Genomic DNA, 20,278 nt, shown 5'->3' with positions numbered 1-20,278 from the left:
CATGAGCTGGACGACCCCCGCTCGCGTGTCCACCACCCCCGGGAGCACCCACCGCCGCTGACCGGTCCACGACCGCTCGCGACGACCGTCCCCGACCGCCCACCCGGCGGCCACGGCGACGCGCGCTCCCCTCCCCCGAGGAGCCCCCGTGCCCGAGCACGACCTGCCGTACCCCGACCTCTCCCTCCCGCCCGCCCTGGCGCGCGACCCCCGCACTCCCCCGCCGCGCCGTCTGCGGCGCCTCGCCGACCTGGCCGACGCCGAGGCCGAGGCCGGCGTCCTCGACGCGGCGCTCGGCGACGACCAGCGCTGGTCCACGTGGTCCGCCGTCGAGAAGGGACAGCGCGGGCCGGAGCCGCGCCCCGACTGGGTGGTGACGGCCGACGCGGCCCTCGACACCGAGCTCGGCCTGCTCAAGACCGGCAAGGAGGCGGACGTCTTCCTCCTGGAGCGGGCCGTCCCCGGCGACCCCGCGCGCCGCAGCCTGCTCGCCGCGAAACGCTACCGCGACCTCGACCACCGCTCGTTCCGGCGCGACACCGTCTACACCGAGGACCGCCGCGTGCGCCGGACGCGCGACCGTCGCGCCCTCGACCGCAAGTCGCGCTACGGCCGCCAGGTCGCGGCCGGGCAGTGGGCCGCCGCCGAGTTCGCCGCGCTGTGCGAGCTGTGGTCGGCCGGTGCGCCCGTCCCGTACCCCGTCCAGATCGACGGCGACGAGATCCTCATGGAGTTCGTCGGCACGTCCGACGGCGTCTCGCACGAGGCCGCGCCCCGGCTCGCGCGCACGCGGCCCGACCGCGACCTCCTCGCGTCGTGGTGGGACCAGGTCCGCGACGCCATGGCCGTGCTCGCCCGGCTCGGTTACGCGCACGGCGACCTGTCGCCGTACAACGTCCTGGCGGACGGCGAGCGGATCGTCGTCATCGACCTGCCGCAGGTCGTGGACCTCGTGGCGAACCCGTTCGGCACCGAGCTCCTGCTGCGCGACTGCCGCACCATGGCCGCGTGGTTCGCCTCGCGCGGGCTCGAGACGGACGCCGACGAGCTCTTCGCGGTGCTCCTCGCCCAGGCGTGGTGACGACCGCGCCCGGACCAGCGTGCGACGATCGACCGCGTGCTGCGCCTCGCCCTCGTCGGTCTCGACTCGTCCCACGCCGACCACTACGTGCGGCTCGTGGCCGCCGAGCGGCGCTGGCCGGGCGTGCGGCTCGTGGCGCTCGTCGACGGGGAGCCCGGCCGCCGCGCGGAGCTCGCCGCGGCCGGCGGGCTGCTCCTGGACGCGGGCGACGCCACCGTGCCCGACGTCGTCGGGCGCGTCGACGCCGCGATCGTCGCCCACCGCGCGGGGCGGCGGCACGGCGTCGCGACCCGTGCGCTCCTCGCGGCGGGCGTCCCGGTGCTCGTGGACAAGCCGTTCGCCGCGTCGGTGGCCGACGCGCGGGCGACGCTCGACGTCGCGCACGCGCTCGGCACGGCCGTGACGACGGCGTCCGCGCTGCGGTTCGCGCCCGAGGTCGCGGCGGCGCGCACCGCCCTCGCGACCGTTGCCGAAGATCCCGTCGCGCCGCTCGTCGCCGCGGCACCGGCGTCGCCACCCGGGCCAGCGGCGTCACCGCCCCGGCCCGCCGTCGAGGTGTCCGGCCCGGCGGACCCGCACGACGAGCGCGACGGGCTGTTCTTCCTCGGCATCCACGTCGTCGAGGCGGCGCGCGCCGTCGTCGGTGCGCCGCCCGGGGCGGCGTGGTCGCCGCCCGTCGTGACGCGCTCGGCGGACGGGATCGTCGCCACGACGCGGCTGGGCGGTGTCGACGTCCGCCTGCTCCTCCTGGACCCGGGCACCCACCCCACCGCAGGGTTCGCGGTCGCGGTGCGCACGCCCCGCGGCGTCGAGCGCTCGGAGATCGTGCTCGACGCCGACTACCTCGCCCCGGTGGTCGAGCACGGGCTCGCGGTCCTCGCGCCCGTGACCACCACGACGACGCCTACCGCGGCGCGCACGACGGCGTACCCCGCCGACGACGCGGGCCGGATCGCCGACGAGCACGCGACGATCCTCGCCGACCTCGCGCTCCTCGAGCAGGTCGGGGCGGCCCTGCGGCCCTGACCCCGGGCCCCGGAGCTCCCGCCGCCCGCGCCGGGGCCCCGCGGACGGGGTAGAACGGGACCATGGAGACCTCCACCGAGTCCTTCGACGCCGACGACGTCCGCACGTTCCTCACGACCTACGGCGTCGCGCTCTCGACGGGCGACCTCGACACGATCGGCGAGAGCTACGCCTTCCCGGCGCTCGTCGTCGGCACGACGGGCTCGGTGCTCCTCGGCGACCCCGAGGACGTGCGCGCGTCGACGGCCGAGCTCGCCCGGGGGTTCCGCGAGCGCGGGCTCGTCGGCGTGGTCGCGCACCTCGTCGGGGTCGAGGAGGTCGGCGACGCGCTCGTCTGGGCGCACGCGCGCTGGAGCTACCGCGACGAGTACGCGAACGAGCAGGAGGCGCAGGAGGTGCGGTACCTGCTGCGCCGCGCACGGGACACGTTCGAGGTGTGCGTCGCGGTGCCGGTCGGCCCGTAGGCCGCGCCGACCGCGCCCGCACGACCAGCCCCCGCACGACTGTGCCCGTCCACCGGCCGCGAGCGCCCGGGTCAGGACAGCCGGTTGTCCCGGTCCTCCCACGGCGACGCGGCGGGCGACCGCCCGGGGGAGGCGACGTCGTCGGGCTGGAGCGCCCGCACGACGAACGACCCCGCGGCGAGCCCGACGCCCCCGGTGAACGCGACCTGCAGCACGGTGAGCAGCACGCCCACGAACCAGGTGCCCGCGAACGGGTAGGCGAGGTTCATGAGGCCGACGTTCTGGACGAGCGCGCTCCCGACGGTCAGGCCGAGCCCGGTCCAGAGCATCGTGCGGGCGGTGAGACGGGGCGGCATCACGGGTTCCTCTCGTCGGCGAGACGGTCCGGGCCCGGACGTCGGCGGACGCGCGGCACCCGGTCCGTTCCTACCACGCCGTGCGGGGCGCGGCGGTCCCGCCTCCCGCGTCAGCGGAAGTCGCGCGAGGTCGTGCCGACCTGGAGCGAGAGCGGCGCGAGGTGCTCCGCGACGAGGTTCGTGGCGCCGTCGGCCCGCTCGAGCCGCCCGCGCACGACGAGCGCCGCGGACCCGCGCGCGACCTTCCGGAACCGCTGCCACAGCCCGGGCGAGCACACGACGTTGAGGATGCCCGTCTCGTCCTCGAGCGACAGGAACGTCACGCCCCCGGCGGTCCCGGGCCGTTGCCGGTGCGTGACGACGCCGCCCACGGCGACGCGCGACGGCGGGTGCGGGCGCGTGCCCGGCACCTCGCCCGCCGCGCGCTCCGCCTCGTCGACCTGCTCGATCTCGCGCGACACCGCCACGGCGCCGACGACGGTGAGCACCCCGGCCGCGTTGAGGCCGTCGCGGACGTACTGCGTCGGGTAGGAGTCGGTGGACACGCCCGTGGCCCAGACGTCGGCGACGGCGTTCTCGACGTCGGTCATGCCGGGCAGCGCCGGCGCCTCGACGCCGACGCTCACGCCCGGCAGCGTCCCCGGACCCTCCTGCGCGAGCGCGCCGGCCGCCCACAGCGCCTCGCGTCGCGTCACGCCGAGGCCGTCGGTCGCGCCGGCGGTCGCGAGCCCCTCGAGCTGGGCGGTCGTGAGGTCGACGCGCCGCACGAGGTCGCGCAGGTCGCTGAAGGCCCGCCCCTCCCCCGGTGCCCCGCGCGCCGCGACGACGCGCTCGGCCGCGTCCTTCCCGAGCCCGCGCACGCTCGCGAGCCCGAGCCGCACCGCGAGCCCGAGATCGGGCGCCGGCCCGTATCGGGTGTCGACCCCCACCGCTCCGCCGAGCATGCGGCTGTCGCCCGTCCGGGCGCCATGACGGTCCTCACCCGCATGGTCGGCGGGCGCACCCGTATGGTCGGCGGGCAGCCGCTCGACCGTCGCCTCGACGTCGGACGCGTTGACGTCGGGGCGCAGCACGGTGACGCCGTGGCGGCGCGCGTCCGCCACGAGAGACTGCGGCGAGTAGAACCCCATGGGCTGCGCCGCGAGCAGCCCCGCGTAGAACGCCGCGGGGTGGTGCACCTTGAGCCACGAGCTCGCGTAGACGAGGAACGCGAACGAGTACGCGTGCGACTCGGGGAACCCGAAGTCGGCGAACGCCTTGAGCTTGTCGTAGATCTCCTCGCGCACGGCCGGGTCGGTGACGCCCTTCTCCCGCATCCCGTCCATGAGCCGGCCCCGCAGCTCCTCCATGCGCTCGACCGACCGCTTGGACCCCATCGCGCGCCGGAGCTGGTCGGACTCCTTCGGGGAGAAGCCCGCGACGTCGATCGCCATCTGCATGAGCTGCTCCTGGAACAGCGGCACGCCCTTCGTCTTGCCGAGCGACTTCTCCAGCAGCGGGTGCAGGAACGTCACCTCCTCCCGGCCCCGCGCCCGGTTGATGTACGGGTGCACGGAGCCGCCCTGGATGGGACCCGGGCGGATGAGCGCGACCTCGATGACGATGTCGTAGAACGTCCGGGGCCGCAGGCGCGGGAGCGTCGCCATCTGCGCGCGCGACTCGACCTGGAACACGCCGACGGTGTCGGCCGCGCACAGCAGGTCGTACACCGCCGGGTCGTCCTCGGGCAGCGTGTGCAGCGCGAGGCGCGGGCCGCCCTCGTGCCGTTCCACGAGGTCGAACCCGATGCGCAGCGCCGTGAGCATCCCGAGGCCGAGGAGGTCGAACTTCACGAGCCCCGCGTCCGCGCAGTCCTCCTTGTCCCACTGCAGGACGGTGCGGCCCTCCATGCGCGCCCACTCGACGGGGCACACCTCGATGACGGGGCGGTCGCACATGACCATCCCGCCCGAGTGGATGCCCAGGTGCCGCGGGAGGCGCAGCATCCGGTCGGCGAGGTCGAGCACCGCGTCCGGGATCTCGCCCTCCTGCGCGGCCGACGGCGGCCGGTGCGCGGGCACGACGTCGTGCGTGTCGTCCGCGCGCAGGACGTCGCCCTCGTCCACCGCGAGCGGGTCGACGACGCGCGCGCCCCGGCCGGTGAGGTCGGGCGACCAGTCCCGGCTCCCCCACAGGCGCGACGTCGCGGCGTCCTTCCGGGCGGTGCGCGTCGTGACCCGCGGCGCGGCCGGGCCGGTGGAAACCGGGGTCTTCGCCGCGATCGCCCGCTCCTTCGCCGCCCGGTCGGCCGCGGGCGACGACGGGTCGGGACCGCGCAGCGACCCCCACCGCTCGATCGACTTGCTCCACGCGTCGGCCTGCCCGACGTCGTACCCCAGCGCCCGGGCCGCGTCGCGCACCGCCGACTTCGGCCGGTAGGAGATGACGTTCGCGACCTGCGCGGCGTGCGTGCGCCCGAACGTCTCGTAGACGTGCTGGATGACCTCCTCGCGCCGCGCCGACTCGATGTCGATGTCGATGTCCGGCGGGCCGTCGCGCTCGGGCGCGAGGAAGCGCTCGAACAGCAGGCCGTGCTTCACCGCGTCGACGGCCGTGATGCCGAGCGCGTAGCAGACCGCGGAGTTCGCGGCCGAGCCGCGCCCCTGGGCGAGGATCCCGTTCCTGCGGCAGAACTCGACGAGGTCGTAGACCACGAGGAAGTACCCCGGGAAGTGCAGGTCCTCGATGACGCGCAGCTCGTGGTCGATCTGCGCCCACGCGCCCGTGATCTTCTCCTGGCCGCGCGGCCCGTACCGGTCCTCGCCGCCGCGCCGCACGAGCTCGCGCAGCCAGGTCGCCTCGGTGTGCCCGTCCGGCACCGGGTAGGGCGGCAGGTCGGGTGCGACGAGGTGCAGGTCGAACGCGCACTCGTCCCCCAGCGCGGCCGCGGTCGCGACGGCCTGCGGGTGCCGGGGGTGGCGCGCGAGCATCTCCGCCGCGGAGCGCAGGTGGGTCGTCGGGGCACCGGGCAGCCAGCCGTCGAGGTCGTCGAGCGACGAGCGCGCGCGCACGGCCGCGAGCGCCCCCGCGAGGTCGGCGTCGCGCGGGTGGGCGTAGTGCGCGGCGGTCGTCGCGACGAGCGGCAGCCGGGCGTCGGCGGCGAGGTCGGCGAGCGCCGCGTGGAGGTCGGCGTCGCGCGGGTCGTCGGTCGTGGTGATCTCGACGGCCACGTTGTCGGCGCCGAAGAGGGCGACGAGACGGTCGAGCTCGCGGCGGGCCGCGGCGCGCCCGGACGTGACGAGCGCGCGCCGCACCGCGCCCTTGCGGCACCCGGTGAGCACGAGCCACTGCCCGGCGGCCTCCGCCGCGAGCTGCTCGAGGCGGTAGTCGGCGGCGCCCTTGGTGCCCGTCGCGAGGTGCGCGGTCGCGATCGCGCGCGACAGGTTGCGGTAGCCCTGCGTGCCGCGCGCGAGCACGAGCAGGTGGGTCGAGCGCGGGTCGGGGACGCCGGTGGGCGGGTCGAGCACGGGCGCGCCGGTCGTGGTCGGCGCGGGCAGGTGCAGCTCGGACCCGAAGACGGTGGGGAGATTGACCTTGCGCGCGGCCTCGGCGAAGCGCACGACGCCGTACAGGCCGTCGTGGTCGGTGACGGCGAGCGCCGACAGCCCGAGCCGCGCGCCCTCGGCGGCGAGCTCCTCGGGGTGGGACGCGCCGTCGAGGAAGCTGAACGCGGAGTGCGCGTGGAGCTCGGCGTAGCGCGGGCCGGTGGTCCGGTCAGTCATACAGGCCCTCCACGGTCCACCGCCCGCGCGCGCTCGCGAGGAGCAGGCCGCGGCCGTCGTCGAGCAGGACCTGCACGTGCACGCGGCGCCGGGGCGCGGGCGTCCACCAGCGCTCGGCGAGCGGCCACGGCCCGGCCCAGTCCACGACGGCGCGCGCGGACCCGGGCCCGGGCAGCGCCGTCTCGTCCCGGGGCGGCACCGCACGGCGCGGGCCCTCCTCCGGCGCGGGGGCCGGCCACCGCACGGTCGCGGGCTCGCCGCTCATCGCGAGGCGCGCGTCGACGACGACGGGCCGCCCGGCGTCGTCGAGCACGACGACGTCCTGCGGCTCGACGGGCACAAGCGCGGGGGCCGGGCTCGGCAGCGCGCCGGGCCACGGCAGGGCCGGGTCGCGCGGGCGCACGACGTCCTCCCCGAACGGCACGAGGTGCACGCGGTCGGTCGCGTCGCGGCCGCCCTGGACCTGGACGCGCAGGACGGCGTCGCCGCCGAGGATGCCCTGCACGCGCCCGAGCGCGCGGTGGGCCCGCGCGTCCTCGCCGCTCGACGCGCCCCACAGGCGCGGCTGCTCCGCCCCCGCGGGCACGACCTCCTCGGCCGTGAGGGACAGGCGGGCCAGCGGCGCGACGCCCGGGACGACGTCGGCCCCGCCGGGCGAACCGTGCTCGCCGCCACGACGCCCGGCCCGGGCCGCGCGCCCGGCGCGGACGGACGTGGTGGTGAGCCAGCCCTCGAGCTGCCACCGGACCTTGTCCGTGAGGCGCGCCGGGCTCATCGCGCCCGGCCCGTCGAGCCGCCAGGTGCGCTCGAGGTCGTCGCCCTCGACGGTCCGTGCGGTGATGCGCAGGCGCCCGGCGACGAGCGAGCGCGCGACGAGCTGGTCGTGCAGGTCCTCGGAGAGCCGACGCGCGGCGAAGGTCGCGACGTCGACGCGCTCGGCGGGCGGGTCGAGCTCGGCGCTCACCGCGACGTCGGGCTCGACGCGGCGCCGCGCGGGCGGGCGCAGGTCCTCGCCGCGCGCGAGCCGGTGCGCCCACGCGCCGAGGTCGCCGAAACGCCCCTCGACGGTCGCGGACGGCAGGGCCGCGAGCGCCCCGAGGGTGCGCACGCCGAGCCGGCCCAGGAGGTCCACGAGCTCGTCGACCGCGACGGCGGCGTCCGGCCGGGCGGTGACGTGCACGAGGTCGCGCGCGGGCCGCGGCGCGAGGAACGCGGCGGAGCGGCCGGGCGGGACGACGGCGGCGTCCCGCGCGGCGAGCACGGCGGCGAGGATGCCGTCGGCGACGCCCACCTGGCTCTCGTGGCCGGTGCGCTCGGCGACGCGCGCGACGAGCGCCTCCGCGAGCGCGGCGTCGGACCCGTGGTACCGGCTCGCCCCGGCGGCGGGCAGGAGCAGCAGGCCGGGCCGGGTGATCTCCAGCCCCGCGACGACGGTCTCGGCCGCGAGCGCGACGGGCTCGAACTCGCGGGCGTCGCGCGCGTCGTCGACGTCGAGCAGCTCGAGCTCGGGGCAGCACTCGCGGGCCCGACGGCGGCGCATGCCCCGGCGCACGCCGTGGGCGCGCGCGGTCGCGGAGACGGCGACGACGCGGCGGCCGTCGTGCGTCGCGGCGGGGACGTGCGCGGGGACGTCGCGCACCGCCATCGCCGCGAGCACCGGCCAGTCCGGCACCCACAGGGCCGCCGTGCGGGTCGGGCTCGTGGTCATCCGACGAGCCGGAGCCGGGAGGGCCGGTCGGGGTCGTCGGCCCGGGCGGCCTCGTGGGCGGTCACGGCGGCCCCGGCCACGGTGGCGCCGGTCCCGGCCGCGGGCCGGGTGCCCCGGGCGTCCTCGGCGAGGAACGCGGGCCAGTCCTCGTGGACGAGCGGGAGCTCGACCTCGAGCCGCGCGGGGCGCGCGGCTCCCCCGCGGCCCGCGCGCTCGACGACGAGGGTGCGACGGCGCAGCCAGCCCGCGCCGCGGTCCGCCCCGGACCAGCCGCCACCCGTCACGGTGAGCGCGACGTGCGCGCCCGGCCACGTCCCCGCGGCGACGAGCAGCGCCCCGCGCTCGCGTGCCCGCGCGGCCAGGCGTCGTCGGTCGGGGTCGGTGAGGGCGGCGTCGGGCCCGACGACCACGACGTCCAGGCCGTCGACGAGCGCCGAGATCGCGAGCGCCGCGTCCGGGCCGGGCCGCGGGACGAGCACGACGCGGTCGAGGTCCGCGCCGGCGTCGGCGGCCGCGAGCAGCCCGACGGCGGGGAACCCGACGGCGGCGGTCCACGCCCCGGCCCGCGACGGCCGCGCGACGAGCGCGAGCAGGAGGCTCGTCGAGCCGCGCACCGCCAGCACGGTGCCGCGCTGGAGGGCGCCGAGCGGGAGGAGCGGCGCGAGCGCGTCGTGCACCGGCCACACCCGCTCGTCCGTGCCCGCGTCCCGGCTCGCGCCCGAGGTCCGGACGTGGCGGGTGCGGGCGCGTGCCGGAGGGTCGGGCGGCGCGGGGGCGGGCCGCACGACCGACGAGGCGGCGGCGCCCGCGAGCGGGGCGACCTCGGCGAGGAGGGCGGTGCCGGCGCGCGGGACGGTGTCGGTGCGCGGGACGGTGTCGGTGCGCGGGACGACGGTCGGTGCCGCCGGGGCGGTGAGCGGTTCCGGGGCCGCGGGGGCGACGACGGGACGGTGTCGGCGGACCCCCGTACGCTCCTCCGCACGGCGCAGGACGGCACGGGCGCGCTCGGCCTTGTCGACGGCCGCAGCCGTCGGGCCTGGTGCCCCCGCCCGTTCGGCGAGGTCGGCGAGAAGGGTCATCTCGCCTCCCGGGATGCTGCTCGGACGGGACGCGCACCGCGCGTCGACTGCTGCGGGCGGTGTGCTGCACCCGCTGGGTGTTCGAACAAACGTTCGAACACTTCCAGTGAACGACCGCCGCTCCGAGGTGTCAACTCCGCAGGTCGGAGGCGCCTGCTTCGTCCGAGATGCCCACCCCAACCTTCGACCACCACTGGAGACTTGCCCGAAACCCTCGACCTCTACCTGACCCTCCTCCCCCGCCGACCATGCAGCTGTCGCCCGTCCGGCGGGCGGCACGGGCCGCGACCGCATGCTCGGCGGGCTCGAGGGGCTCCGGGGGCGTGTTCGGCATCCGGCCTCTCCCGCGCGGCGGCCCGCCGGGGTGGCAGGCTGACGCCATGGACGCCCGCACGACCCTGCCCACGCTCGGCTCGCTCACCTGGGAGCCGGCGCTCGACCACCTCGACCTCGTCGCCCCCGTGACCGCCGACGCGCTGCGCCGGTGGGCCGACGTCGACCCGGACGTCGCGGCGCTCGTCGCCGTGACGGAGATCGACCCCGACCTCGCCGACACCGCGACGCTCAACGCCGCGTTCGACCTGCCCGTCGAGGCGTCGGCGAACTGCGTCGTCGTGGGCGGCGCACGGGCGGGCGACGAGCGCATCGCCGCCGCCGTCGTGCGGGCCCACACGCGCGCCGACGTCAACACGCGCGTCCGCAAGCTGCTCGACGTGCGCAAGGCGTCGTTCCTGCCGACCGACCGCGCGACGGCCGAGTCCGGGATGGAGTACGGCGGCATCACGCCCGTCGGGCTGCCCGAGGGGTGGCGCGTGCTCGTCGACTCCCGCGTCGTGACCGACGGCGCGCTCGCGCTGATCGGCAGCGGCGTGCGGCGCTCGAAGCTGCTGCTCCCCGGCGACCTGCTGGGCCGCCTGCCCGGTGTCGAGGTCGTCGAGGACCTGGCCGTCCCGGTCGCCTGACCCGTCCCCCTGCCGAGCACGACCTGGCGGTCGCCACGGGCGGCCTGACGACCGCCAGGTCGTGCTCGACGCCCGGTGCTCAGCGATCCAGGACGACGAGCCGCTGCGTCGCGCGCGTCATCGCGACGTAGCGGTCGACCGCGCCCTCGACGCCGTCGCCGAACGCCTGCGGCTCGACGAGCACCACGAGGTCGAACTCGAGGCCCTTCGCCGTCTCGGGCGTGAGCCACCGCACCCGCGCGGCCCCCTCGCCCTCGCCACCGACGCCACCGACGCCACCGACCCTGCCGTCCGACTCCTCGCCGGACGGCCCGGACGGCCCGGACGACTCGGTGGCACCGATGACGCACGCCGTGCCGTCCGCGTGCTCGGCGAGCCACGCGCCGAGGACCGCGTCGAGGTCCGCGACCGCCCCGTGGGCCACGGGCACGCCCATGCTGCGCACCGACGTCGGGACGTTCGCGTCCGGGATCGCGGCCCGGACGACGGGCTCCGCCTCGGCCATGATCTCCCGCGGCGTGCGGTAGTTGACGCTCAGCGACGCCTCCTCGACGCGGGCGAAGCCCACGCGCGCGAGCCGCTCGCGCCAGCCCTCGGGGAAGCCGTGGCGCGCCTGGGCCCGGTCCCCGACGACCGTGACGCTGCGCGACGGGCAGCGGCTGAGGACCATCTGCCACTCGGCGTCGGTGAGCTCCTGCGCCTCGTCGACGACGACGTGCGCGAAGGGCCCCGCGAGGCGGTCCGGCGTCGCGACGACGAGCGCGCCGTCGTCCACGAGCGCGTCGCGCAGGTCCTGGCCGCGGAGCATCTGCATGACCCCGAGCTCGCTGTCGTCGGTCGCCACGAGGTGGTCGACGACGTCGTCCATGCGCGCGCGCTCCGCCGCCACGGCGGCCTCGTTGCGGCGGCGTCGGCGCGACGCCTCCGGGTCGCCGAGCCGACGGCGCGCGGCGTCGAGCAGCGGGAGGTCCGCCGTCGTCCAGGCGTGCGCGTCCTCGCGCTGGAGCGCGCGCACCTGCTCGGGCGTGAGCGACGGCGCGCACAGGCGCAGGTAGGCGGGCACGGACCACAGGTCTGCCACGAGGTCCGTCGGCTCGACGAGCGGCCACGCGCGGTCGAACGCGGCGCCGAGCCCGCGGTGGCCGCGCAGGGCGCGGCGCACGTCGTCGGCCTCGACGTCGACGCCGTCCTCCGCGGCTCCCCCGCAGGCCTTGTCCACGAGGATCTCGACGAGCGCGGCCCAGACGTCGTCGCGCGCCTCGTTGTGCGGGGTGCCCGGGTCGACGGACTCGAACGCCTCGGCCCAGTCGGCCGGGGAGAGCCAGACGTCGGCCCACGGCGTCTCGACCTCCCTGCCCTCGGCGGGCGGGCGTTCGGAGAACCGCACGGCGGGCTCGATCGCGGCGACGAGCTCGGCGGACGCCTTGAGCCGGGCCACCTCGGGGTCGGCCTCCGCGCGCGCCGTCGCGCCCTCGGGGACGAGGTCGCGCAGCGTGCAGGTCTGCACGCCCTCCTCGCCGAGGCCGGGCAGCACGTCGGCCACGTACGCGAGGTAGGGACGGCTGGGCCCGACGACGAGCACGCCGCCGCGCCCACCACCGTGCCCGCCGCCATGCCCGCCAGCGTGCCCACCACCGTGTCGGCCCCCGTGCCCGCCGCCCACGTGCGGGTCGGCGTACAGCAGGTAGGCCGCGCGGTGCAGCGCCACGACCGTCTTGCCCGTGCCGGGGCCGCCGTCGACGACGAGCGCGCCGCGCGAGCCCGCGCGCACGATCGCGTCCTGGTCGGCCCGGATCGTGCCGAGCACGTCGCGCATCCGCGGCGATCTGCTCGCGCCCAGGCTCGCGACGAACGCCGACTGGTCGTCGAGCGCCGCGCTCGACCCCGCGCCGTCGGGCACGAGCTCCTCGTCCCAGTAGTCGGTGACGCGCCCGCGCGCCCACCGGTACCGGCGCCGCGCCGTGAGGCCGAGCGGCCGCGCGGGCGTGGCCGCGAAGTACGGCTCGGCGGCGGGCGAGCGCCAGTCGACGAGCAGGCGCTCCCCCGCCGGGTCGGTGAGGCCCACGCGGCCCACGTACACCGGGGCGGAGCCGTCGGCGAAGGTCATGCGGCCCAGGCACAGGTCGACGCCGTAGCGCCTCAGCAGCCGCAACCGGCTGCTGAGGCGGTGGATCTCCTGGTCGCGCTCGAGCGCCTCGGTGCCGCTCCCGCCCGGCGCGCGCCGGGCCGCGTCGAGACGCTGCGCGAGGTCGGCCACGGAGTGCTCGAGGCTCGCGGCGATCGCCGCGAAGTGGCGCTCGTCGGGGTCGACCAGCGCCGGGTCGGCCTTCGCGGCCAGCCGCGCGGGCAGGTCGAAGAACGGCGCGGGCCGCGGGTCCTGGTCCGCGGTCGGGCGGGCCGACGGGCGGCGGGACGGGTCGGTGGTGGCGGTCACGGGGGCGTCGGGCAACGTCATCAGCTCCGGTCCGGGTCCTGCGGAGGGACGCACGGGCCACGACGACCCGCGCACGAGCGGAGATTCTGCGCCCCCGAGGGGGCCTTGCCGCAAGACCCCCGGTGCGCTATACGTTGAAGAGGGAGGCCGGTCGAGCCTCCCTCTCTCGTTGCCCGACGTCGTGCCGGTGCGCTCGGTGCCGACGCTCTGGGTACCGACGTCGACCGCGCAGCATCTGTGCGGCGCCGCACAGCCGAGATGCGAGAAGTGGCCCCCTACCGTGCTCGGTGGGGGCCACTTCTCGTGTCTCGACGGGACCCTCGACAGGATCCCGGGAACGCCTCAGCTCTCGGCGCGGCCCTCGCGCCAGTAGCCCATGAACGCGACGGCGCGGCGGTCGACGCCGAGGTCGGCCACGAGGTGGCGGCGCAGCGTCTTGATGGCGCTCGCCTCGCCCGCGAGCCACGCGTAGAGGACGGTCTCCTCGTCGAGGAGCCCCGGGACCTCCCAGAGGATCGACGCGTCGACGTCGACGTCCTCGAGGTCCTCCGCGGTGCGGCACTGGACGGGCGGGTCCGTCCCGAGGACGCCCGCACCGAGCATGCGCGCGGCGGCCTCCTTGACGGCCGGCACGAGGCGCGCGCCGTGAGCGTCGTGGGGCCCGCCGGGGACGTCGTCGCGCGCGAGGAACGTCACGCGCACCCCGGGCGGGGTCACGAGGTCGCGCGCGTCGCCCACGTGCGGGACCTCGACGTAGACCTCGCCCCACGCGTCGGCGGGCAGGTCCTCGCAGATCGCCGCGAGGGCGGGCAGCGCGGTCTCGTCGCCCGCGAGCAGGAGCGCGTGCGGGCGGGTGGGCGGCCGGAACTCGATGCCGCCGGCCGGGCCGTCGAACGTGGCGTCGGGGCCGAGCAGGACGAGCGGCGTGCCGACCTCGGCGGCGAGCGCCCAGCGCGACGCGGGGCCGGCGTCGCCGTGCAGCACGACGTCGACGTCGACCTCGCGCGCCTCGGGGCGCACCGCGACGGTCGTGTAGGTGCGCAGCGGGTTGCGGCGCTCCTCGGGCTGGTCGCGCCACGCGGCGTACCAGGACTCGGCGTCGCGCACGAGGTGCGCGTAGCAGCCGTCAGGCGCGGGGAGCACGAACTTGATCCGGACGTCGAGACCCGGGTCGCCGAAGAGGTCGAGCTCCGGGCCGGTGAAGGTGAAGCGACGGAAGCTCGGCGAGAGCTGCTCGACCCGCGCCACCTCGACGTCGAAGAAGCGCCAGGGGGCGGTCGCACGGGCGACGGGACGACGAGCGCGGGTGCGGGGTGCGACGACGGTCTGGCTCACACAGGTGAGGCTAACCTACGCGCCCACGGCGGGGTCAACCCGTCCGGGATGCGGACCTGCGCCCGGCGGGGTGAGACACGTCACGCTCCGCGGCCGCGGCTGCGCCAGAGCAGGTAGACGAAGTACGGCGCGCCCAGCAGCGCGGTGCCGAGACCCGCGGGGATCTGCCCGGGCGCGATGACGACGCGGCCGAGCGTGTCCGCGACGGACACGAGGAGGGCCCCGAGCAGCATCGCGACGGGCACGACCCGGGAGTGCCGCGACCCGACGAGCGCGCGGGCGGCGTGCGGCGCGACGAGGCCGACGAACGCGAGCGCCCCGATGGCGCACACGGCCGCGGCGGTGAGCAGCGCGGCGACGCCGAGCAGGAGCAGCCGCGTGCGGTCGAGCGCGACGCCGAGGACGCGCGGCGTGTCGTCGTCGAGCGCCACGACGTCGAGGTCGCGCCGGAACACCGCGGTGAGCGGGGTGAGCACGAGCAGCGCGAGCGCGACGGGGATCAGCTGCTCGAGCGTGCGCCCATACGTGGAGCCCGACAGCCACGTGAGCGCGAGGTTCACGTCCCACGGCGCGACGACGACGACGAGCAGCGTGATGATCGCCATCACCCCGGCCTGGGCGCCGATGCCGATGAGCACGAGCCGGTCGGAGCTCAGCCCGCCCCGGTAGGAGAGCCCGTAGACGAGCCCGAACACGGCGAAGGCCCCGACCGCGGCGGCGGCGGACATCGGCCAGATCCCGACGCCGGGGACGAGCAGGATCATCGTCACGGCACCGAGGCCGGCGCCCGACGTCACGCCGAGCAGGCTCGGCTCCGCGAGCGGGTTGCGGCACACGGCCTGCACGATCGTGCCGGCGAGCGCGAGCGCGGCGCCCGCGAGGAGGGCTGCGAGCACGCGCGGGACGCGCTGGTCGAGCACGAACGTCACGTGCCGGCCGGCGACGCCGGCCCACCAGTTGGCGACGTCGCCCAGCAGCACGACCCGGTCGCCGAGCAGGAGGCCCGCGACGGCGGCCGCGGCGACGGCGAGCGACAGGACGACCACGACCACGACGACCGCGCGCCGCGAGCGCGGCCGGCTCAGCGCACCGTGCCCGCCGCGCGACGACGCGGGCCCCGAGTCGCGCAGGCGGCGCGCGAGCCACACGAGCAGGATCGCGCCGAGGACGGTCGTGACGATGCCGGTCGGCACCGCGATCGAGAGCGTCCCGGGCAGCAGGAGACGGAGCAGGACGTCGGCGCCGAGCACGACGACCACGCCGACGAGGGCCGCGAAGGGCAGGAGGAGCACGTGCCGCCCGAGCCCGGGCACGCGACGCGCGACGAGGCGGGCCACGACGGGCGCCGCGAGACCGACGAACCCGACCGGCCCGGCGACGGTCACGGCGATCGAGGCGAGCAGGACGGCGACGAGCACGGAGGCGACGCGCGTGCGGCGCACGTCGACGCCGAGGACGGTCGCGGCGTCGTCCCCGAGCCCGAGGAGGTCGAGCCGGCGCGCGAGCACGAGCGCGGCGAGGACGCCGACCACGACGACGGGCGTGGCCAGCGTGACCGTGCGCGTGCCCGACTGGACGATCGAGCCGCTCCCCCACGCGAACAGGCCCATCGTCTCCTGCTCGAACAGCACGAGGAGGACCGTCGTCAGCGAGTGGAGCGCGAGCATGATGGCCGAGCCGGCGAGCACGAGCCGGGTCGGCCCGTCGGCGCCGCCGCGCGCCAGGACGAGCACGAGCCCGGCCGCGGCGAGCCCGCCGAGGAACGCGAGGCCGCCCTGGAGGTAGAACGGGACGGAGAGGCCGAACGCGGCGACCACGACGACCGTGAGGTAGGCGCCCGCGTTGACCGCGAGCGTGTCGGGCGACGCGAGCGGGTTGCGCGCGACCGACTGCAGCACCGCGCCGGCGACGCCGAGCGCGACGCCCAGGAGGAGGCCGGCGAGGAGCCGTGGCACGCGCGACGCGACGAGGACCGCGACCGTCTGGTCGACCCCGTCTCCCCCGGTCGCGAGGCGCAGCAGGTCGAGCGGGCCGACGTCGGCCGTGCCCTGCGTGAGGTGCACGGCGGCGAGCACGAGCGCGACGACGGCCGCCGCGAGGAACGCGCCCGCGACCCCGAGGCGCGACGTCCGCGCGCGGGGGGCGGCCGCCGTCGGGCCCGGGGCGGTGCCGGTGCCCGGAGGGACGCCGCCCTCCGGGCCGTCCGCGCCGGGGACGACGGCCGGAGCCGGGTCCTCCAGGAGGAGGGTGTCCGGCTCCGGCGCGGTGCGCTGCTCTCGCCTGCTCACAGTGGGTCTCGTCAGCCTTCTCGTCGTCCTGGCGTGGTACGCGCCCGGGGGTGCCGCGTCAGGCCGTCAGGGCCTCGACGACCGCGTCGGCGTAGGCCGCGGCGGACAGCGGGCCGCCGAACATCCAGATGCCGTCGGGCAGACGGTGCACGTCGCCGGCCGTGACGAACGGGAGCTGCTCCCACACGGCGTTGCCGGCGAGGCCCTCCTCGAACGGGTTCGCCTCGGAGTCGCTCGCGACGTAGAGGAACTGCACGTCGCCGAGCTGGGTGAGGCCCTCGACGTCGGTCTGTGCGAGGCCGTAGTCGGGGTCGCCGCCCTCGGTCCAGGCGTTGACGAGGCCGATCTCCTCGCCGATGGCGCCGAAGAACGAGCCCGGCGTGTACATGCGGATCGAGACGGCGCCGTTCGTCACCCAGCCGTCGGCCATCGTGAACTCGGCCCCGGCGAGGCCCGCCTCGTCGAGAGCGGTGGTGGCCTCGGCGATCTTCGCGTCGTACTCCTCGAGCGCGGCGGCCGCCTCGTCCTCGCGGCCCGTCACGGTGCCGAGCGTCTCGACCGTGGAGCGCATGTAGCCGATGGGGTCCTCGCCGTCGGAGCCGCGCAGCGCGAGCACCGGCGCGACCTCCTCGATCTGCGCGATGACGTTCTCGGGCAGGTCCGTGGTCGTCACGACGAGGTCCGGCTCGAGAGCGGAGATCGCGTCGAGGCTCGGCTCGCCGCGCGTGCCGACGTCGGGCGTGCTCGCGTCGATCGGCGCGACGGTGTCCCACGTGTTGTAACCCTCGACGTCCGCCTGGCCGACGGGCTCGACGCCCAGCGCCACGAGGTTCTCCGTGAGGCCCCACTCGAGCGAGACGATGTCGGTGGCCGGGGCGTCGAGGGTGACCTCGCCGCGCTCGTCGGTGACGGTGACCGGGCCGGACGCGGCGTCGGTCGTCGCGCCGTCGGACGAGCCGCCGGTCGCGGGCTCCTCGGTCGTGCCGCACGCGGTGAGCGCGAGCGCGGTCGCGAGCGCGACGGCGCCCACGGCGAGGGAACGGGTGGTCGAGCGCATGGGTGTCCTTCGGGTTCGGTGCGGAGACGGTGCGGAGGAGTACGAAGAGGTGCGGAGAGTCGCGGCCCGGCGGCGGACGCCGCGGTCAGACGAGGACGGCCGCGTCCAGCCGGGCGGCGTGCCGACCGAGCGGCTCGCAGCACGTGCGCCCCGTGAGGGGGTGCGTGTAGACGTCGACGTGGATGCCGTAGACCTCGGTGAGGAGCTCGGTCGTGAGCACGTCCTCGGCCCGGCCCGTGGCGCGCACGACGCCGCCGTGGAGCAGGACGACGTGGTCGGCCACCGCGGCGGCCTGGTTGAGGTCGTGCAGGACGACGCCCACGGCCACGCCGTGCTCGCTCGCCAGGTCGCGGACCAGGTCGAGCAGCTCGACCTGGTAGCGCAGGTCGAGGTACGTCGTCGGCTCGTCGAGCAGGAGCACCTTCGTGTCCTGCGCGAGGCACGTCGCGAGCCACACGCGCTGCAGCTCGCCGCCGGAGAGCTCGTCGACGCCGCGGTCGGCCATCGCGGTGATGCCGGTGACGTCCATGGCGTGCGCGATCGCGCGCGGGCCGTCGGGGTCGTTCGAGCGGAACCGGCCGCGGTAGGGGTGGCGCCCGTAGGCGACGACGTCGCGCACGCTCACGCCCGACGGCGTGGGCCGGCTCTGCGACAGGAGCGTCACGCGCCGCGCGAAGTCCTTGGCGTGGAGCGCGAGCGCGTCGGGCTCGTCGTCCAGGGCGACGGTCCCGGCGTCAGGCCGGTGCAGGCGCGCGAGCGAGCGCAGGAGGGTCGACTTGCCCGAGCCGTTGGGCCCGATGAGGGCCGTGACGGCCCCCGGGGAAAGCTCGAGCGCGGCGCCGTGGACCACGGTGCGGTCGTCGTAGGACAGCCGCAGGTCGTGACCCGCGAGCGCCGGGGCGCCGGGCAGGCCCGGCGCGACCGAGGCAGCTGAGGTTCCACTCACAAAGGTGAGGCTAATCTATGTCGCCCGCCCGGAACCAGCCCCTCACGTCCGTGTGACGGGGCTCACGAACGGCCGCGCGGTCAGCCCTCGGCGGCCCGGCCGGTCCGCCGTCGCGGCTCTCCCGCGCCCGCGGTGGGCGGCGCGTGGTCCTCGTCCGCCGCGTGCGCGCGGGTCGGGGACGCGTGCCGCTCCCCGCCGAGCACGACGGGCACGACGAGCGCCCGGTGGTCCGACAGCCCCGTGTCGACCGCGACAGCGGGCGCCGTCGCCCGGACCGGGCCGTGGGCGAGCACGTGGTCGAGCTGGCGCGCGGGCTCGCCGACGGGGAACGTCGGCGCGGAGGCGAGCGGGCGCCACCCGCTCGTGCGCGCCGCCTGGGGCGCCTCGATGTTGAGGTCGCCGAGCAGGACGACGGGCTCGCCGTCGGGCACGTCGGCGGCGAGCTCCCGGGTGAGCCGCACGAGCTGCGTGAGGTTGCGCCCCGGCACGAAGGTCAGGTGCGTGCACACGACCGTCACCGGCCCGCCCGGCGCCTCGACGCGCGCGACGAGCGCCGCGCGCGGCTCGTCGCGCACGAGCGTCGGCAGCCGGCGCCCGGGGAAGCGCACGGGCACGCGCGTGCGCGGCGCGGGCAGCAGGACGGTGCGCCACGCGGTGACCGGGTACCGGCTCACGACGGCGATCCCGTAGGCGGCGCGCCCCGGCTGGTGCTCCCCCGTCGGCGCGGTCCACACGCCCGGCTCGCCGACGAGCGTCGCGACGAACCGGTGGTCGACGGCGCCCGCCGCCTCGGCCGCGACCGCGGTGAGGTCGGCGCGGTGCGAGCGGGGCTGGTCCCGGTCCACCTCCTGGAGCGCGAGGACGTCCGCGTCGAGGGCCCGGACGGCACCGGCGAAGCGGTCGACGTCGACGCGGTCGTCGACGAGCGACCGCCCGTGCAGGATGTTGAACGTCGCGAGGCGCACCCTCCCGATTGTGGGGACCACGGCCCGACGCCGCACGCGCTCCGCGGGGCGACCGCTCCCCCGTGGCGACGTGCCAGCACCCCCGGGGTGGTGTAGACCCTGGGCATGGTGGACGACAGGGACGCACTGCACGACGGCCTCCGGATGACCGCCGCGGCGCTGGCCGAGGCCGAGATCCCGCACGCGCTCGTCGGCGGCTACGCGGCGTGGGCGCGCGGGGCGCCGGAGCCGAGCCACGACGCCGACTTCGCGATCCGCGAGGTGGACGTGGACCGCGCGCGCGAGGTGCTGCGCGAGGCGGGGCTCGAGATCACGGAGCCGACGGAGAACTGGCTCTTCAAGGCGTACCACGGGGGCGAGCTCATCGACGTCCTGTACCGGATGGTCGGCGAGCCGATCGACGACGACCTGCTCGCGCGCACCGACGAGCTCGAGGTCCTCGCGGTCCGCATGCCTGTGCTGTCCGCGACCGAGATCATGGCGTCGAAGCTGCGCGTCCTCGGCGAGCACTACTGCGACTTCTCGCGGCTCCTGCCGGTCGCGCGGGCGATGCGCGAGCAGATCGACTGGTCCGACGTCCGGGAGCGCGTGGACGACAACCCCTACGCCCGCGCGTTCCTGTTCCTCCTCGACGAGCTCGCCGTCGTGGACGCGCAGGACATGGGCGACGACTCCCTCGGCTCGCGCACCGATGCGGCCGAGCCGGCGTCCGGGGACCCGTCGAGCGCGCTGGAGTGAGGCCGACCCCCGTTCGCCGCGCGAGCGGGACGGACCCCGGGAAGGGTGTGGTCGTACCGCCCGCCAACCACAGGAGGT

Annotated in this window: 15 protein-coding genes; 5 read left to right on the top strand and 10 right to left on the bottom strand. The window is 76.9% G+C overall.

What is annotated here, in order from left to right; all coding sequences use genetic code 11:
• Nucleotides 1-250: 250 nt before the first annotated feature.
• The 3 genes from BXA05_RS08560 to BXA05_RS08550 all read left to right on the top strand — a co-directional run bounded on the left by BXA05_RS08560 (nt 251) and on the right by BXA05_RS08550 (nt 2,571).
• The gene (locus BXA05_RS08560; RefSeq protein ID WP_076404993.1) at nt 251-1,081 is read left to right on the top strand and encodes a serine protein kinase RIO; all 831 of its coding nucleotides are present in this window, start codon (nt 251-253) and stop codon (nt 1,079-1,081) included.
• A 36-nt stretch (nt 1,082-1,117) separates the two neighbouring features.
• On the top strand, nt 1,118-2,107 hold the full coding sequence (locus tag BXA05_RS08555) for a Gfo/Idh/MocA family oxidoreductase (protein ID WP_076404721.1): 990 nt from the start codon (nt 1,118-1,120) through the stop codon (nt 2,105-2,107).
• 62 nt (nt 2,108-2,169) lie between these two features.
• Entirely contained in the window at nt 2,170-2,571 is a 402-nt protein-coding gene (locus tag BXA05_RS08550) for a DUF6841 family protein (RefSeq protein WP_076404720.1), read from the top strand.
• Between the two features lie 71 nt (nt 2,572-2,642).
• On the opposite strand, the gene BXA05_RS08545 is transcribed toward BXA05_RS08550, so the two are convergent.
• The 4 genes from BXA05_RS08545 to BXA05_RS08530 all read right to left on the bottom strand — a co-directional run bounded on the left by BXA05_RS08545 (nt 2,643) and on the right by BXA05_RS08530 (nt 9,475).
• Entirely contained in the window at nt 2,643-2,927 is a 285-nt protein-coding gene (locus BXA05_RS08545; protein ID WP_076404719.1) for a hypothetical protein, read from the bottom strand.
• A 110-nt stretch (nt 2,928-3,037) separates the two neighbouring features.
• Nucleotides 3,038-6,688 (bottom strand): error-prone DNA polymerase, encoded by a 3,651-nt coding sequence (locus BXA05_RS08540; RefSeq protein WP_076404718.1) that lies wholly within the window; start codon nt 6,686-6,688, stop codon nt 3,038-3,040.
• Nucleotides 6,681-8,396, bottom strand: coding sequence for a DNA polymerase Y family protein (locus tag BXA05_RS08535; protein ID WP_076404717.1), 1,716 nt, complete (start codon nt 8,394-8,396; stop codon nt 6,681-6,683). Before BXA05_RS08535 ends, BXA05_RS08540 begins: the two co-directional genes overlap by 8 nt.
• Nucleotides 8,393-9,475, bottom strand: coding sequence for a DnaE2-dependent mutagenesis accessory factor ImuA' (locus tag BXA05_RS08530; RefSeq protein ID WP_076404716.1), 1,083 nt, complete (start codon nt 9,473-9,475; stop codon nt 8,393-8,395). Before BXA05_RS08530 ends, BXA05_RS08535 begins: the two co-directional genes overlap by 4 nt.
• 380 nt (nt 9,476-9,855) lie before the next feature.
• Here BXA05_RS08530 and BXA05_RS08525 point away from each other — a divergent pair, with 380 nt between their 5' ends.
• Nucleotides 9,856-10,437 (top strand): YbaK/EbsC family protein, encoded by a 582-nt coding sequence (locus BXA05_RS08525; protein WP_076404715.1) that lies wholly within the window; start codon nt 9,856-9,858, stop codon nt 10,435-10,437.
• 79 nt (nt 10,438-10,516) lie between these two features.
• On the opposite strand, the gene helR is transcribed toward BXA05_RS08525, so the two are convergent.
• From helR to BXA05_RS08495, 6 genes are all read right to left on the bottom strand, one after another.
• On the bottom strand, nt 10,517-12,787 hold the full coding sequence (gene helR, locus BXA05_RS08520; RefSeq protein ID WP_076404992.1) for an RNA polymerase recycling motor ATPase HelR: 2,271 nt from the start codon (nt 12,785-12,787) through the stop codon (nt 10,517-10,519).
• 426 nt (nt 12,788-13,213) lie between these two features.
• Nucleotides 13,214-14,206 carry a siderophore-interacting protein gene (locus tag BXA05_RS08515; RefSeq protein WP_076404714.1) on the bottom strand — a complete coding sequence of 331 codons (993 nt, stop codon included), beginning with the start codon at nt 14,204-14,206 and terminating at the stop codon, nt 13,214-13,216.
• 80 nt (nt 14,207-14,286) lie between these two features.
• A complete protein-coding gene (locus BXA05_RS08510; RefSeq protein ID WP_240696584.1) occupies nt 14,287-16,494 on the bottom strand; it encodes an iron ABC transporter permease in 2,208 nt (735 codons plus the stop codon).
• 58 nt (nt 16,495-16,552) lie between these two features.
• Nucleotides 16,553-17,551: an ABC transporter substrate-binding protein gene (locus BXA05_RS08505; RefSeq protein WP_043656895.1), complete on the bottom strand. Its 999-nt coding sequence runs from the start codon at nt 17,549-17,551 to the stop codon at nt 16,553-16,555.
• An 85-nt stretch (nt 17,552-17,636) separates the two neighbouring features.
• Entirely contained in the window at nt 17,637-18,497 is an 861-nt protein-coding gene (locus tag BXA05_RS08500; protein WP_076404713.1) for an ABC transporter ATP-binding protein, read from the bottom strand.
• 80 nt (nt 18,498-18,577) lie between these two features.
• Nucleotides 18,578-19,462 (bottom strand): endonuclease/exonuclease/phosphatase family protein, encoded by an 885-nt coding sequence (locus BXA05_RS08495; protein ID WP_076404712.1) that lies wholly within the window; start codon nt 19,460-19,462, stop codon nt 18,578-18,580.
• Between the two features lie 105 nt (nt 19,463-19,567).
• On the opposite strand from BXA05_RS08495, the gene BXA05_RS08490 reads away from it, so the two are divergent.
• Nucleotides 19,568-20,200 carry a nucleotidyltransferase family protein gene (locus BXA05_RS08490; protein ID WP_076404711.1) on the top strand — a complete coding sequence of 211 codons (633 nt, stop codon included), beginning with the start codon at nt 19,568-19,570 and terminating at the stop codon, nt 20,198-20,200.
• The last annotated feature ends 78 nt before the right edge of the window (nt 20,201-20,278 follow it).

The organism is Cellulosimicrobium funkei, from assembly GCF_900155925.1.
Classification (GTDB): Bacteria; Actinomycetota; Actinomycetes; order Actinomycetales; family Cellulomonadaceae; genus Cellulosimicrobium; species Cellulosimicrobium funkei.
This window is presented reverse-complemented; position numbering and strand designations above follow the sequence as displayed.